Source organism: Sporomusa sp. KB1, from assembly GCF_007830295.1.
In the GTDB taxonomy this organism is placed as follows: domain Bacteria; phylum Bacillota; class Negativicutes; order Sporomusales; family Sporomusaceae; genus Sporomusa.
Map to the genome: position 1 here is coordinate 797,918 of NZ_VLKC01000001.1, position 16,241 is coordinate 814,158.

Below are 16,241 nucleotides of genomic sequence, written 5' to 3' on the forward strand. Positions count from 1 at the left end.
TTTAGAATGTCATTTTTATTGATAAAGTTAGCAATATAACTATTTCCATAAGCATAATCGGGCGTAACGACTTAAAAAAATCAGCTTTAAAATACTCTAAGGTCACCAAAAGGCATAAGTGTGCGGGTGACAACATCTGTCCGGCAACACCAGCCACATAACCGACTACAGCCATAGCAATATTACCACTAGAAATTGCTGCGACAAAAGGAAATGCGATCGCCACAAAACCCGGGGAACTACCTGTAAGTATTCCTGCAAGAAATGCAATACTACCAATCATTACCACTATGGGGATACCCATGCTTTCTAATACTAAAGCAACATCTGCAATAATACCTGTTTGCTTCAAGATGGCTTGAAAAAAAAGAATGCCAATGAGTCCCCATAGTAATTTCCGATCAAATGCATGTTGGCACATGGTAATAATATTCTTCAGTTTCATCTGCAACAATAATGTCATACTTACAACCACTAGCAGCATTGACATCGCCGGACCAAAATCAAACCCAACGACCAGTAGAAAATTGGCAACTATCGGCCCGGCCGATAGAAACAGGTACTGGTAGTTATTTTTCCCTTCCGAACAGGAAGCAGTTATCATCTGATTTTCAATATTATTGGGCAACGGTGAAATGTAGACAAACCATCCTCCCACCAAACCTATAACTGCGACCCAAAGCATATTGATAATTAGCGCACTTACAGGAACTTGTGCAATTTGGCTGGCTAATAACAAGGAAGGCAGTATTGGATTGGTACACTCCCACACGTGCCGGAACCAAAGATTAATTGATGTTTTTTGGTCAGGGGAAAGATTATACTGCTTTCCGGCTTCCTCCACTAAAGGTGCGGAAAAAATAGCACCACCCAAGGAAGGTAAGAAACCAAGAAAGGCTGGCATTAAAGCCAATAACATTCTGTCACTTTTAAAAAATGCCCGGGATACGGTCATTAGACCATTGACAATTCCGCTTGTTCGCAACTGATATTCTAAACACATAACCAGAAATACAGCCAGCAAAATCTCCCACGTACTTGAACTATATAATAACTCTCTTCCTGCCGACTCAAATGTACTCCATTGAGGTGAACACATTAGAAAGACCAGCCCGGCACCAATCATCATGGTATTGCCCAGCAGGAATCTCTTTTGCATTAAGAAAACTATTACTGTTAAAGTTAACAGCACCTTAAGCATTACGATCATAATCATCACCTTACCTTGTTTCGTCGTTATATTAACCAAACAATATATAAAGCTTAATTCCAAGCTGATTTGAACCAAATTTTTGAAAGCTACTAATGGTTTAGTGAACTCGTTTCAGCATAGCTGAAACATTGGGAATTCAGGTGGAGAGTCTACTCCACCTGAATTAACCCGCCAATAGAGGCGGGAGTCTTGACTCGTATCCAAGATAAATTAATACTTTCCATAAAACCATTGTTACAGCTAAAAATTAATGTTAATTAAAAAACATGAATTAATATATAACTCACATTTCAAAATAAGTTTCTGTGTATACTAGAAATCGACTTTTGATTATATAGCAAATTACATTGCTTGATGCGGATAGATATTTTCATTAATAACATCAAAACAAGAACTACTTAATTTACTATGGGTATAAAGTACTGCTGGACACCCATTCCTACACGAATCCCAGTTTTCACATGTTTTGCATTGGGTAGTGGCACTATTTCTTACGTTTTCAAAAAAAGAGCTAGTCCATGCATCTAAAAGAGAATCTCGATAAATATTATAACGACTTTCTTTTGGGAAATAGCTACAGGGTATAATACTTCCATTAGCAGCTACATAAAGTGCCGAATGGCTGCAAACACAAGCAATATTTGGAGAAACGACGAATCCTTTGCAGCGAGGGAGATAATTGCACATAACTGTTATAATAGGATTCATCTTATTCTGCGGCAAAATTTTAACAGCATCGTTGAATGCTTTTTCTAATAACAGATGTTCAGACATAAGTTCAAAGTCTGAACGACCGATGGGAAGAACAGCTTTAAGTTCGATTGTGGACACGCTCAAATCTGCTAACAATTGAATAATTGGATTAATTGTATTAATATTTTCATTGGTTACTGTAATTCGGATGTATGTTTTAAGACTAGTGTTTGTTGCTAATTTTATATTCTTCAAAACCGTTGAAAGTGAGCCACCTCTAACCTTTTTGAATAGATTGGCATCTATAGAGTCCAACGAAATTTTTACTTCATCTAAACCAGTTGCCAGTAATTGATCAATGTATTTTTCGAGGAGAAGCCCATTAGTACTCAAGCCAGATGTAATTTTGAGTGACTTGCAAGTTGAAATAATTTTTAAAACCGTATCCTTTTCTAAAAGCGGCTCTCCTCCTGTTATCCATACGGATTTAAGATCTACATACGGAGAATTAGCATTTGAGTAAATAACGAGATCTTTTATAGTCCTACATGCTATTTCAGGATTTAATTTGTCACACGATGTTTCTTCACCATTAAAACAGAATTTACAAGACATATTACAGGAAGTTGTAAGCTGAAATTCAATCTTTTCAATCTTCTTTTTATTTCTTTCCATTCAAATTCCCCTCCTAGACATTTTTCAAGTATATAGTTCGCGCTTGCCTAATAATTCGCAAAATTGGTAGTTTCAAGACTACTAATACGCTCAAAAATATCCTGGCCATTGTGAAAGTCTATGGGGGTATGTGGCCCTCATGAAAGGCTTCCCTTTCGTTTCTAACTTGACTTGTTCAGTGAATTCTTTCAATCTAAAATCAGTATAATTATAAAATGAAGGCGCTTGCAAAATTGACGCATTTTCCGCACGTACATGTACAATAACTGGTATCATGCTCTCCTTTGCCAATGCATATCTTTGCTCCGTAGAACACTGCAGTTGATCATCAATAGTTACTCTTAATGATTCCTTATTCAGCATGGAAGCATATTTTATACATAATTCTAAATCATCCACAGAGTCAGGAATGAGTCTTACTTGCTCAGGTGCTAACCACATTGGAAAGCAGCCCCCATCAATAATCCTTGATAAAATTGCATACATAAATCTTTCAATTGAACCAACAATATTAGCATGTAATACAATGGGATTTGAGCCATCTTCTTTCAAAATGCCAAATTTTATAGGATTGTCATAATCTAACTGAAAGGCTGATACTTCAAGTGGATTCCCTTCACCTACATCAAAATGATATTCAACATTAATTGGTCTTCCTTTTCGAGGGTTAGCTTCCAGAAGCAACGCTTCCCTTTCATGCAAACGAACCAATTGTAATATCCATTCCAAATTTTTTTCTAAAAAGTCGTTGGTAACTTTGTATGTACAATAGAAATCCAGGTTAAATTCGGCTGCAAGCTCAAGTATCTTTTTATGTATCTGAAGACTTTCGTCAAGTGATTCATTCAGGTTATTAAATAATTCATGCATATCTATCATGGTAAACTCACACGCTCTACGTAATGGGCTATATTTTTCCTCAAGCCTACAGCATTTGGTCATCTCAAAAAGCTTTAGTGGTAGATGGCTGGAAGATAAACCATTTTTACCAACTAATCCCATCTGAGAATAAAGCACTCCTATTTTTGTAACAAGATGTCTTCCTGAAGAATTTGTATGATACGTGTTCTCTCCTGATTGCTCAACATGATTTACAACAGCTAAATTCTCGAAATCTGTAAGCACAGGTGTCTCTATATAAAAACATTCTAGATCAGCATATAGACCATAGATATATTCCTTAATGAGATTGAATAAAATTGCACCTCTTGGCAGGAAGATATAATGTCCTTCTCCAGATGTAGAGTCCTGCGTTACGATTTTCAATTTTTCTATATTTAAGTCATATTTATTAACAAAATCATCCTCTTGTTTTTCTCCTGCAAGCTTGTTCAATATTTTTGTAGTAGTAGTAGTAGTAATCGTTCCATCAATATTTAATATTCTCATTACCTAATCCCTCCTGTAATCATCCATTAATAATTCGCTCATCCTTATAAGCACCCATAAGCCACCCCTTCTTTGCCGATTACACAGTCTCGCAATAGACACACTGACGCTCTCGAACTGCTACCTTATTAAAAACTTAACTATCAACACCTCCTTTATTAAATATAACTATTGGATTGAACGACCGATGAGTTTCATTTAACTCAGAATACAAAAAAGCCATCGTAACCTTCTGCTGGGCATTACATGCCACGGAAGGATAGCAATGACCTTCAAGTCAAAATATTACACTTCGCTATGGTAAATCTCTTCAAGAGATTTGCTCAAACTTTTAAATTTTTAATCTTAACATATTAGTCAGCACCACAACCTCCGTCGGCTTGCTTCCCATCAAGTGCCAAGCTTCTTTGTCCGCCTGTTCGACAGTATTATGCCAAAAAGTATAGTTAGTCGGAGCTTCGGCGGCGCAAACTGCGCCTACCTGACAAACAAGGAGTATACAGAAAACTAGATTAAATCTCCTTTTTTGAATTAAAGATGAATACCCGTTCATTAGGCATAAGTAGCCATATCAGTAGTAAATTCTATAACGCCACTATAAATAAAAAAGGTATGAGCGAATAAAGGACCTATTCACGTCCTTTACCGGCTTCATACCTTGAGTTACGTTATATCTGTATTTACATTTCCATATGACTAAATTTGTAATGAGTTTTCACAACTCTATTCACATATATTTTACACTATTTTAGTATTTTTGTAAATAAATGTTTTTTTGAGAAGGGCACGCTCCACTCCTTTTTCCGCCACATAGCGGCAGGTGATATGTGTAGCAGGAAAAGCAAACCATAAACCCGAAATATCTGTTCTAGTCTAAACAATATTTTTAAGATAGGAGCTCATGTCATGCAGTATGACCTACTCAACAAAGTCGCCGTTATTACTGGAGGAACCTCCGGCATCGGTTTATCTACCGCTGAACTATTTTTATCCAGCGGTGCAAAGGTTGTTATCGTTGGTCGTGATTCTATAAAGGGTCATGCCGCAAAGCAATCCCTTGCTACAATTTCAAACACCATTGATTATGTGCAGGGAGACATTTCTCGTCCTGCAGACTGCGTTAACATAATAAAACAAGCAACCGCCAGCTTGGGAAAACTTGATATTTTGGTGAATTCAGCCGGTATCTATCAAGAAAATTTAATCTCTGATGTCAGTGAAGAAGATTATAATACTATTATGGATGTCAATGTAAAAGGTGTTTATTTCATGTGCAAATCCGCTTTGCCTGAACTGCGTAAAGCCGGTGGAGGCTCTATCATCAACCTCGCTTCTGACGCAGGCATCAATGGCAATCTCTTGTGTACAGCCTACTGCGCTTCTAAAGGAGCAGTCATTGCTCTTACCAAGGCATTAGCTTTAGAATGCGCCCCTTATAATATCCGCGCCAATTGTGTATGCCCTGGCGATGTGGCTACACCGCTGCTGGACCGTCAGCTTACCGCTCCCAATAACATCTGCACTCTATCAGATATGGCAAATTTATACCCGCTTGGCCGCATTGCGCAGCCTTCAGAAGTTGCCCACGTTATTTCCTTTTTAGCCTCTGACGCTGCCTCCTTTGTCACTGGTGCAGTGTGGACAGTCGATGGCGGATTAACTGCCTGCTAGTTCAAAAATAAGTGAACATTGCTGAGTTAACCGTTTATCCATATATACAATCTCAAGGTCTTCCGGTTTCTCACTTTGGATTTTATAACCCTGACTTAGCCAAAAGGGAAAACCACCTGGCAGAAACTTATGGGTATGCAGACAAATAGTCTCATAACCATAATTACGGCAATCGTCTTGAATGGCTGCCACTAACCGGCCGGCAAGTCCTTGGCGGCGCAGTGAGTTTTTTACATAACAACGGGATAATTCGGCAGTGGCTGACACATCATAGCAACCGCGAACCGCCTCAATCCTATCATCATAAGGTCTGATGGCGACCGTTCCAACAACTTGTCCGCTGCCATCAAAGGCAGCAAACATGACTGAGTTATCAGGTATAACATAAGCTTCTTCCATATTTGCAAGGTCCCAGCGTAAGGCTACATCAGGTATAGTAGGATACACCTCTTTCAGCATAGGAATGATAAAATCAAGTGCAGGTACAATATCTTCTGCTGTAATCTTGCGAATAGTACAATCTTTATGTTTAATTTCCATACGAATCCCGCTCCTTTTTTTTCAACTAAAGGGAATAACCGAAGCCAGCAGTGATTTTGCATACTCGTTCTGCGCATTGGCCAAATCCCCGCTCATAAGTTCTTCGACTATTTCACCTCTGTACAAAAATACCATCTTATTACACAAATGAGCCACAGCCTGTAAATCATGAGCCACAAAAAGATACGTCATCTTCATTTCAAGCCGAAGTTTATGCAGCAGTTTCAGTACCTGAATTTGAACAGAAACGTCCAGGGAACTGATGGCTTCGTCCAAGACAATACATCGGGGATTAGTAGAAATGGCTCTGGCAATACAAACACGTTGAACCTGGCCGCCGCTAAGTTCATGCGGATAGCGGTCTTTCAGGTCTGGCGACAGACTTACTTTATCTAAAAGAACATCAATTTTGCCAGCTAAGTTTCCCGTGTGCCCCATAGCACGCAGAGGTTCCTCAATGGTCTCCCGGACAGTGTACTGCGGATTGATCGAAGATGCATAATCCTGAAAAACCACACTCATTTTCCCCTGATTCGCTTTTATCCACTGACGCACAGGCTGGCCCTCAATTAAAATAGTACCATTGCCTTTATCAGGCTTTTCAAGACCTAAAATCAGCCGCGTCAGCGTACTTTTGCCACTGCCGCTTTCGCCGATAAGACCAACGCAAAGGCCTTCTTCAATAGTCAAGGTTACACCCTTTAATACCTTGACTTTGGTGTCGCCAAAATTGCTGCCGGCCTTCAAATAGCTTTTTTCAATATTTTTAATCTCAATCAAATTAGGCACTGACTTCCCCTCGTTTCATTGCCTTTTGAAACGACTTGGACATTTCGAGCCGGCTGTCAATCAAATACTTCGTATATTCATGCTGAGGAGTCTTGAAAATCGACCGGGCTTCGCCGTATTCTACCGGCTCACCGCAGCGCATAACCAAAAGCTGGTCGGCAAGATGCTGCACCACACCCAGATCATGGGAAATAAAAATCAAAGCAGTTCCCATTTCCTGCCTGAGCAGCTTAAACTCTTCCACCACCAGCCGCTGATTGATAGAATCCAAAGCAGTTGTAGGTTCATCGGCCACAATAATATCAGGTTTCATAGCCAACGCCGTCGCCACCATACAGCGCTGCAACATCCCACCGGAAAGCTGGTGGGAATATTTTTTCAACACTTGCTCCGGTTCAGGCATATTTATCATCTGCAAAGCTTCCACCACCATGTTCATGGCCTCGGATCGGCAAATTCCTTTATTCTCGATAAAGGTTTCAGACATCTGACTGCCGATCCTCTCCAGAGGGTCAAATGCCGACATGGCATCCTGCAGAATCATACAAATACGCTGTCCCCGAATCGACCGTAACGTACTTTCATCCTGTTGCAGCAAATCCAGAACGCCGTGCCCATCTGACAACTCAGCCGTTCCTTCACTGCATAGCCAAGGATTAGTTAGACCCAATATTGCTTTGGCCGTCATGGATTTACCGCTGCCGCTTTCTCCCACAATTCCCAGACAACTGTTCTTTTTTAGCTCAAAGCTGACGCCGTGAATAATTTCAGCTTGGGTTCGCAGGTCAGTGACCTTTAAATTCCGTACAGTTAATAAATTACTCATCAAGCCACCGCCTTCTTGCGTCTGAAAATGGACAGTCGTTTCTTCATGCTTTTATCCAGTTGTGGATCCAACGCTTCCTGAATACTGTCTCCCAGAAAATTAAAGGCAGCAACAACCAGAAAAATGGCAAAACCCGGCGGCAGCATTTGCCAAGGGTTTATACTCAAAACCTTTTTAGCCTCATTGAGCATCATTCCCCATTCCGCGGTTGGCGGCTGAACACCCAAACCCAAAAAGGACAAGGCGGAAATATTCAAAATGATGCTGCCTGCATCCAGCGTAGCCAACACACAGATTTCTCCCATAGCGCTGGGGAGCAGATGTTTGTTAATAATATGCCGGGCACTACAGCCAGACACCCGGGCAAAACAAATGTAATTTTTATCCATAAACTGAATGACAATGGAACGGATCATCCGGACATACCAGGCCCATTTGGCGATAACCATTGCGAGAAGAATATTGAGAATTCCGGTTCCCATTACACCAATAATCGCCAAAATCAGCACCTCATTGGGAAAAGACAGCATAATATCACAGACACGCATAATGACTTCATCTACCCAGCCTCGGAAATAGCCGGCAACAACACCTAACAGAATACCAATACCGATTGTACAAAACATAGTGGCAAGCGACCAAAGCACTGTTATTTGACCGCCCCACAAAATTCGGGACAACATATCCCGCCCCAGTTGATCTGTTCCTAGTAAATGTTCGGCTGAAGGCGGGGCAAACTTATTGGCAATATCCTGGTGAGCCGGATGATAGGGAGCTATTAGCGGTGCCAAAAGCGATAGCAATATGACAATACCTAAAAAAACAGCCATAGCAAGCGCCATTTTATCTGCTTTAAACCTTGTCCAAAAACCTGCCATCGTTAGTCCTCCTCCTTCCTCATTCTTGGATCAATAACAGCCACGCCAATGTCTACCAGCAGATTGCAGACTACAAACAATATGGCCATAATTAACACATAAGCCTGAATAGTGGGGAAATCCCGGTCAAAAATCGCGGTAACACAAAGACGGCCAACCCCGGGCCAGGCAAAAATATTTTCAATGACAACAGTACCGGCAATGAGCTTGGGAATGGACATTCCCAAAGCAGTCAATGAAGTATTCAGTGAATTTTTAAAAATATGCTTTGTAATGGTGCTGTTTTTCAAACCCCTGACTTTGCCATATAAAACAAAATTAGCATGCTGATTTTGAATCATGGTGTTCCGGATTAAACGCACATAAGTGGCAATGTACCCGAGAGCTAACGTCACTGCCGGCAAAGCAACTGAATCCGGCGTTCTCATACCGCTGGTCGGGAAAATAGGAATTTCTACAGCTAACAGCCACATCAGCAAAATTCCGACCCAGAAGGACGGTATGGCTGTCCCCACAAACACAAGGCCGCGAATAAGTATATCGCCGGCACTGCCTTCCTGTAATGCACAGAATACGCCGGCAGCCACCGATACTGTCAGGGTGATAATCAAGGCTACGCCAGCCAGATACAACGTAGCGGGAATGGCATCGGCAAATTCACTGACAACAGGTTTTTGGGTAATATACGATTTGCCAAAATTGCCGTGCAAAGCATTGGTTACCCACTCAATATAGCGGGTCATAAAGGGCTTATCCAAACCAAGTTCCTGCCGCATCTCAGCCACATTTTCCTCGGTAGGCGTAATACCTGTCACCCTAATAGCCACCTCGGCCGGGTCACTGGGACTTACATTAATAAGAATGAACGAAAAGAAGGAGATTCCGATAAAAATCGGAATCATCCAAAGAATTCGTTTGATGATATAAATTTTCATCGGCTTGCTCCATTCCAGAATACTTGCTCATTATAGCATCAGTAGGTCGATTATTTGCCAAAATACATCTTTTCAAAGGGAATTTCATATTGAGAATCGTTGAATGTAACCCCCTGCAATCCTTTGATGCCAACGGCCTTGGTTTTGGAGTAAGAAATCGGTATGTACACACACTGGTCATTGACGTAAGTCAAAATTTCTTTGTATTGTTCTGCCCGTTTACTCGCATCAGCTTCAATCATAATTTTAGTGATGGTATCATCCAGCCACTGTTTTCTTTCGAGACCTTTTTGCGCCTGACAATCCCCATGAGCAGGAATTCTCCAGGAAGATACATAAGACTGCGGGTCATATGGCGTTCCCCAGGATAAAGAATATTGCAGGTCAAAATCACCGGTTCTCTGTCTATCCAGAAAAGCCTGTTTTTCCTCAGCCAAAATATTCATTTTAACGCCTACAGCTGCCAAATCAGCCTGCATGGACTCGGCAATGGTGCCTTCCTGCGCATTCTTGGCGTTGTAAGAAAAAGTCACCTCGCATTTCTTGCCGTCTTTGACACGGATGCCGTCGGCGCCCTTAATCCAGCCGGCTTCATCCAGCAGTTTGTTGGCCTCTGCCGGATCATAAGCAAATGTTTGTAAAGCAATATCACAAAACGGCACGGTTTTAGCCATCAAGGTGTCGGCCTGCTCTTCAGAGCCGTTTAATATTCCCTTAATGATATTTTGCTTATTGATAGCATGTTCAAAGGCTTTACGAACCTTCAAGTCCTTGGTAACAGGTGCTTGGGTATTTAACAAAATAGCACGGGAGGCAATAGGTGGACTGAGATACGTTTTATATGCGCCTTCTTTTTCCAGCTTCTTATAAGAATCCAGGTCAATCTGGTCGCCGTCAGCCCCAAACAAGAGGTCAATTTCACCTTTTTGCAGCGCTAATAAGATTGTCTGGGGATCAGGCATGACCTTCCAAGTGATTGTAGCGACTTTTGTTTTTTCACCCCAGTAATTTTCGTTACGGATAAAGGTTGCGTACTGATTGTTCTCGTGCTTGGACAAAATCCAGGGTCCGGTTCCCGCATAGCCATTGACGCCATTGTGTGTTGCACCGTCAATAAAGCATTTAGGCGAAATGAAACGGAAAGGTCTGGTCAGCCCCAGTTCAATCAAAGTCGGATAATACGGATGCTTTAATACCAGTTTAAAGGTATGCTCATCAACAACTACATTTTCCTTAATTTCATTGACCATATCTAACCACTGGTGGCGTTTGATGTTGGCCACAATGGCATCCATATTTAATTTGACAGCTTGCGCGTTAAAAGGTTCACCATCAGTAAAAGTGATGCCTTTGCGCAAATGGAAAGTATATTCCAAACCGTCAGACGAAATTTCCCAGCTTTCCGCCAAAACCGGCACGACTTTACCACCTTCATTTTTGGTCAAACCTTCAAACACCATATTCTGAGCAGCCATTTCTCCCAGATATAAATGCGGATTGATGTCACGGATATCTTTGGTACTGGCGTAGTTAATTTCATTTTTGTTGGCAACAGCCGCATTACCACCAGTACTTTTGCCGCAGCCTGCAAGCAAGCTGGCGCACAGGGCAATTGCCATTATCATTGCTAGAACTTTTTGGAAATTCATTTGAACTCTCCTTCTTATGGGTTTTAGAATTTGTAGTTGGTAATCAAATGATAAGACGGCTTGTATTCATTAAAACCAGCTTTATTTTCATCATATGGTTTTAAATTATAATATCTGGCTTCAACATTGGCGTTTTTAGCAAATACATATTGCACGCCAAGGCCAAAGCCCTTGGCTCCTGCACCACCAATGCCATTACCGCCGCTTACTACCAAAGTACCTGGGTTGTTAGTTGAATCAACCGCATAATTTCCCAGACTTAGATAATCAAAATTGATGCCATAGGAACCAGGCTTGCTGTTGTCGATGCCTTTCCATTGTACCCGGCCCCAGTAGCCATGCTTTTGAGCATCTGACGGCAATTTGTCATGATTGTTTTCTACATATTCGCCACTAACAGTAACGTCACCGGTTTTTGTTTTAAAACCATAGGCTGTTTGGTTAACATTGTACCCGACAGAATTAGTCATGGTATCCAGATGAGCGACAGTCAGGTTAGTATTCTGGCCAATTTTTACATCCAGATTAGCTAAGGCTGCATTTGTCGCGGCCCCACTGCCTGTATAGGCGGCTAAATCACCGTAGCCGGCTGATAGTTGGGCATTGCCAAAATCATAGGTGGCGTAGGCTCCGTCAATTGAGTTGCCATCCCAGATAATTCCCTGGCCCAAAGAGGGCAATATGCGGCCAAAAGCAACGGTTGTCTGCTTATTTTTCCATTGCAGTTCAGCCCGGTCAAAGGCAGGATTGGCATAAGTTGAACTTTTACTTGAACCATCGACAGCGCGCTTATTACTGGTATGTGTTGCCACAAGACGGCTATTGAACTTTAAATTATCGGTAACATCTGCCGCAATATTTAGTCTTACTCGCTCTTGTATGCGTGTGTCGGTGTCTTTAGCGGTATTTTTAGCTTTTTGATCCCAGTTACTCTGGTAACGAATCCGGACATCACCATTGGTGATTTTTATCGGCGACGTATTTTTCTCTAATTTATCTAAACGGCTGGCAACAGTACTTGTTTCACTCAGGTTAAATTCAGGCGCAAATTCAGCCTTAAGTTTTTCAATAGTGGCTTGGGCTGCCGCATCAGCATTAGCTGATTTTGCCATGGCTTTTGCTACAATAGCTGCCATTTCACAACGGGTTAAGATGACATCTTTTTTGTAAGCTCCTCCGCCAAAGCCTTCGACGAGGCCAGCTTCCGCCAACTGGCTGATCGCATTATAGGTCCAGTGTTTTTCCGGAATTACCGCAAAAAGATTTGCCGGGACGGCCAGTGAAGTACCAGCCATACTTAAACTGAATACGGCACACAGAGCAATCATAGTTTTCTTTTTCATCAATTTTCTCCTATTCTTTTCCTCGTCAGATAATATATCAGTTCTAAAAAAGGTTCATATTGAAGATAAAAAATAATAAACCACGATAAGCTCAGCCGTTCTTAGCTGTGCTAACCGTGGTTTCAAACCAACAAATAACAGTTTTTAATTTTCATAATGTAAAATTCACTTACAGCATTCATTGCTGCATTTGTTCATAGTATAACGTACTATTTATTAGTTTACAATACCAATGTTGCTAGAATTTTATTAATTTATGTATTTTTATCTTTTTTATCAAAATAATTGTTTATGCTTTGGATTATTGTCGAATTGATAATACTATCCTGTTTTATTTTATCGAACTCATTGCCATAACATGGGGAACGCCATCACTGGCCAGGTGAATGGCAGCATTCACCTGGTACACCGTCCGGAGCATTTCCGTGGTCAGTACTGCTGCAGGCTGTCCGGCTGCATACACCTCGCCGTCAAATAAGACAACGATTTCATCGGCATAGCGGGCTGCCATATCCAGCTGATGCAATGTAACAACAGTTATCAGCTTCCTGGTTATTGTCAGTTTTTTGATTAACTCCAGCATTTCCAGTTCCCGGTGCAAATCCAAACAATTTGTCGGTTCATCCAAGAGTAAAATGCTAGGTTCGCGCACTAACGCCTGTGCGATAAACACCAGCTGCTTTTGACCGCCACTCAGCTCGCAAATATTCCTGGCAGCTAATTTTTCTATACCTAGTTGCCTGAGAATTTTCAAAACATAATTTACCTCGACATCACTGACTTTCAGGGACAGTGAATGTACTCTTCCCAAAAGAACAACCTCGAAAACACTCAAAACAGCTTTTCCACAACCTTCTTGTGAGAGGTAGCTGATCTGCTTTGCTATGTCCTGTAGCTTAAGAGTACTTAGGTTCTTACCATCCATCAGAATATCACCCTGCCCCCGCAGAATGCCGCTGATACATTTTAACAACGTAGACTTACCTGTTGCATTGGGGCCAATAACAGCCGTCATTTTTCCTGGCCCAAAGGTAAGATTGACGTTTTTTAATATTGGCTGTGAGCCATAGTCAAAAGATAAATTACTTATTTTCAGCATCACCAGTACCCTCTTTTCTGCGTCAATAGCAAAGAAAAGAAGAATGGTACGCCGATCAGCGAGGTAACAATTCCTATCGGGAAAATCGCGCCCGGAATAATCATCTTACTGCCAATAGATGCAGTCGAAAGCAGCAGGGCTCCGCCTAAAGCCGATACAGGCAAAAAAAACCGTTGATCTTCGCCTACCAGCATTCTGGCAATATGAGGTCCGACCAAACCAATAAACCCGATAGTACCTACGAAACACACTGCCGAAGCAGTTAACAACGAAATAAGCACAAATGTCTTGAGCCGCAGCTTTTCGACATTTATTCCCAGGCTTTTGGCCTTTTCATCGCCCAGCTTCAGGGCTGTAAGCTTCCATGCGTCTTTTACAAGCAGAGGAACGGCAAGGACAAGGACTGTCGCAACTACTCCCACTTTGGCCCAGGTTGCCTTCATTAAGCTGCCGAAGAGCCAAAATACTATGGCCTGAAGTGCTTCAGCGGAAGCCGTATATTGCAGCAAGGCCAATAAGGCATGAAAGAGAAACAGCAGGCCAATTCCAGCCAGTACCATGGTTTCAGCGGTAATCGTTCTGACCCTGCCGATGAAGTAAATCAACAGACAGCTTAACAGCGCAAAAACAAAAGCATTGAACGGGATAAGATAATCTTCAGGAATTGGTAGCTTACCTGCCCCCACAACAATGGCCAATGCCGCACCAAAACCGGCCCCTGCCGATATCCCCAGGGTATAGGGGCTGGCCAGTGGATTATCCAGAATGGTCTGCATCTCGGCACCGGCAATACCCAGGGTTGCGCCGACAACCAGGGCCATCAAGGCTGTCGGCAGCCGCAAGGTCCAGACAATAACCGCTGTTGTCGGCTCAACCAAACCTGTCCCCAAAACTGCATTAATTACATCTGGTACAGCTAACCACGCTGGCCCCACCAAAATATCAACAAGCAAGCTCACCGTGCATACCGCAGCGAATAGAAGCAAATATAAATACTTTTTTGCAGTAATACCATGATATATTACTTGTTCTTTTACTAGTTCCATACCCATTCTCCTCGCCTAATTTTGCAAATCCATCATCCAGACACCGCTTAGTTCAACCGGTAAAAACTTCTTGTGGAATTCCTGGAAGCTTTGCAGCGGGTCTACATCCTTAAACTCTTCGGGATAAAACTTTTTCGCTAGATATTGAATAACCACTGAATCATAGACCTCACGGGAAATAGCATGATGGATGGAAAACACTTGCTTATTCTTCACTGCGCTGAGTTCTGCCCAGCCTGTCCGTTTGGTAAAAGACTGAAGTAATTTCTGCGATTCTGCTTGGTCGGCCATGAAGCCCATACGCATGGATTCCGTTTTTTTCGGCCAATATGAACCTGTGATAATGATAATATCAGGATTAGCCTTAAGTAAAAACTCAGGATTTATTGGAGCATATTTTTCAATTTTATCCTTGGTTATATTATTACCGCCGCATTTTTCCACTAAAGCCCCCCACATATAGTTTCCATAACTATTACCATATGTAGCCGGACCTTCTGAACCGCACTCCACATAGACTTTAGGCTTAGGCTTATTAATGGCTTGCAACCGTGAGTAGATCTTATTGACCTGCTCCTGGTGATAGGCGGCCAGTTCTTGTGCCCGCTGCTCTTGTCCAAAAATTTTCCCCAGCAATTGAATGCTTTTCGTATGATTTTCGATACTTTCCAGGTGATAATCAACAAATACAGTAGGTATTCCCGCTGCTTCCAGTTTTTTTATAATATCCTGGGCTTGTTTCTGCATACTTAGCGGTAAAATAAGTACATCCGGCTTTAAGGCAATAACCTTTTCAACATTAAAGCTATCCTGATCGAGATTCCCTATATCAGGAATTTTTTCCAATTCCGGCATGGCTTCAGAATACTTTTCCCACATATCGAAGCGGTTGATCTTTAATCCATTATCCCAGCCAGCAATCTTTTGCTGTACATTTTTCCCCTCTAGCGCCAGCATGGTAATAAAGCCGCCACCGCTGCCGCTCCACTGCAGCACTACCTTATTGACCGGCGCTTTGATTTTTACCTCCCGCCCGGCAAGGTCGGTAACCTGTATTTGTTCATCTTTTTTCACTGCTGTTTGCTGTGAGCAGCCTATTAGTGCGGTAATAGCAACCAAAAATACTAAAACTACTAAGCATAGTTGTTTTAATGACGATTTCCAATTCATTGTAACTATCCCCCATTATTTTGTAGTACCCTCTGAGAAAATAAAAAACCACAAAGGATAGGACTTCTAATCGTCCAAATACCCTTCGTGGATATGTCTTACTTATTCAGCTTTAGATCTGTCCTACTAGCTAGCTCGCTGACCTTCAAGTCAGCATTTGCTGAAATTATAGCTTATTATAAACAACAATGCAATACATTCTTGTAAAACTATTCATAAATTACCAAGTTATTCGGAAACTAATCATTTTTCTTACATACACCCAAAACGCTCAATTCATATGTTACCTTCGGATAGTCTCACCCGTGTCCAAGCAAGTTCCTTC

At 41.7% G+C, this 16,241-nt stretch carries 14 protein-coding genes; 1 reads left to right on the forward strand and 13 read right to left on the reverse strand.

The window, feature by feature from the left end:
* Position 1: 1 nt before the first annotated feature.
* The 3 genes from SALPA_RS32925 to SALPA_RS32935 form a co-directional block, all read right to left on the reverse strand.
* Complete coding sequence (locus tag SALPA_RS32925; protein WP_255450696.1) at positions 2-1,273, reverse strand: DUF401 family protein; 1,272 nt, start codon at positions 1,271-1,273, stop codon at positions 2-4.
* A 282-nt stretch (positions 1,274-1,555) separates the two neighbouring features.
* The gene (locus SALPA_RS32930) at positions 1,556-2,581 is read right to left on the reverse strand and encodes a radical SAM/SPASM domain-containing protein (RefSeq protein ID WP_145088433.1); all 1,026 of its coding nucleotides are present in this window, start codon (positions 2,579-2,581) and stop codon (positions 1,556-1,558) included.
* A 90-nt stretch (positions 2,582-2,671) separates the two neighbouring features.
* Positions 2,672-3,970 carry an aminoacyl--tRNA ligase-related protein gene (locus SALPA_RS32935; protein ID WP_145088435.1) on the reverse strand — a complete coding sequence of 433 codons (1,299 nt, stop codon included), beginning with the start codon at positions 3,968-3,970 and terminating at the stop codon, positions 2,672-2,674.
* A 906-nt stretch (positions 3,971-4,876) separates the two neighbouring features.
* Here SALPA_RS32935 and SALPA_RS32940 point away from each other — a divergent pair.
* On the forward strand, positions 4,877-5,641 hold the full coding sequence (locus tag SALPA_RS32940) for an SDR family NAD(P)-dependent oxidoreductase (protein WP_145088437.1): 765 nt from the start codon (positions 4,877-4,879) through the stop codon (positions 5,639-5,641).
* Here the strand turns inward: SALPA_RS32940 and SALPA_RS32945 are convergent.
* The 10 genes from SALPA_RS32945 to SALPA_RS32990 all read right to left on the reverse strand — a co-directional run bounded on the left by SALPA_RS32945 (position 5,627) and on the right by SALPA_RS32990 (position 15,916).
* Positions 5,627-6,181 (reverse strand): GNAT family N-acetyltransferase, encoded by a 555-nt coding sequence (locus tag SALPA_RS32945; RefSeq protein WP_145088439.1) that lies wholly within the window; start codon positions 6,179-6,181, stop codon positions 5,627-5,629. The genes SALPA_RS32940 and SALPA_RS32945 overlap by 15 nt on opposite strands.
* Before the next feature lie 21 nt (positions 6,182-6,202).
* Complete coding sequence (locus tag SALPA_RS32950; RefSeq protein ID WP_145088441.1) at positions 6,203-6,970, reverse strand: ABC transporter ATP-binding protein; 768 nt, start codon at positions 6,968-6,970, stop codon at positions 6,203-6,205.
* Complete coding sequence (locus SALPA_RS32955) at positions 6,963-7,796, reverse strand: ABC transporter ATP-binding protein (RefSeq protein ID WP_145088443.1); 834 nt, start codon at positions 7,794-7,796, stop codon at positions 6,963-6,965. The genes SALPA_RS32950 and SALPA_RS32955 overlap by 8 nt, the downstream gene beginning before the upstream one ends.
* Positions 7,796-8,674 (reverse strand): nickel/cobalt ABC transporter permease, encoded by an 879-nt coding sequence (gene opp1C / locus SALPA_RS32960; RefSeq protein WP_145088445.1) that lies wholly within the window; start codon positions 8,672-8,674, stop codon positions 7,796-7,798. The genes SALPA_RS32955 and opp1C overlap by 1 nt, the downstream gene beginning before the upstream one ends.
* A 2-nt stretch (positions 8,675-8,676) precedes the next feature.
* Positions 8,677-9,609, reverse strand: coding sequence for a nickel/cobalt ABC transporter permease (gene opp1B / locus SALPA_RS32965; protein ID WP_145088447.1), 933 nt, complete (start codon positions 9,607-9,609; stop codon positions 8,677-8,679).
* Between the two features lie 50 nt (positions 9,610-9,659).
* Positions 9,660-11,258, reverse strand: coding sequence for a nickel ABC transporter substrate-binding protein (gene nikA, locus SALPA_RS32970; protein ID WP_145088449.1), 1,599 nt, complete (start codon positions 11,256-11,258; stop codon positions 9,660-9,662).
* A gap of 23 nt (positions 11,259-11,281) precedes the next feature.
* Complete coding sequence (locus tag SALPA_RS32975; protein ID WP_145088451.1) at positions 11,282-12,601, reverse strand: putative porin; 1,320 nt, start codon at positions 12,599-12,601, stop codon at positions 11,282-11,284.
* Positions 12,602-12,932: 331 nt separating this feature from the next.
* Positions 12,933-13,700, reverse strand: a complete 768-nt coding sequence (locus SALPA_RS32980; protein WP_145088453.1) for an ABC transporter ATP-binding protein — start codon at positions 13,698-13,700, stop codon at positions 12,933-12,935.
* Positions 13,700-14,746 carry an iron ABC transporter permease gene (locus SALPA_RS32985; RefSeq protein WP_145088455.1) on the reverse strand — a complete coding sequence of 349 codons (1,047 nt, stop codon included), beginning with the start codon at positions 14,744-14,746 and terminating at the stop codon, positions 13,700-13,702. The genes SALPA_RS32980 and SALPA_RS32985 overlap by 1 nt, the downstream gene beginning before the upstream one ends.
* 15 nt (positions 14,747-14,761) lie before the next feature.
* A complete protein-coding gene (locus SALPA_RS32990) occupies positions 14,762-15,916 on the reverse strand; it encodes an ABC transporter substrate-binding protein (RefSeq protein WP_145088457.1) in 1,155 nt (384 codons plus the stop codon).
* Positions 15,917-16,241: the final 325 nt, after the last annotated feature.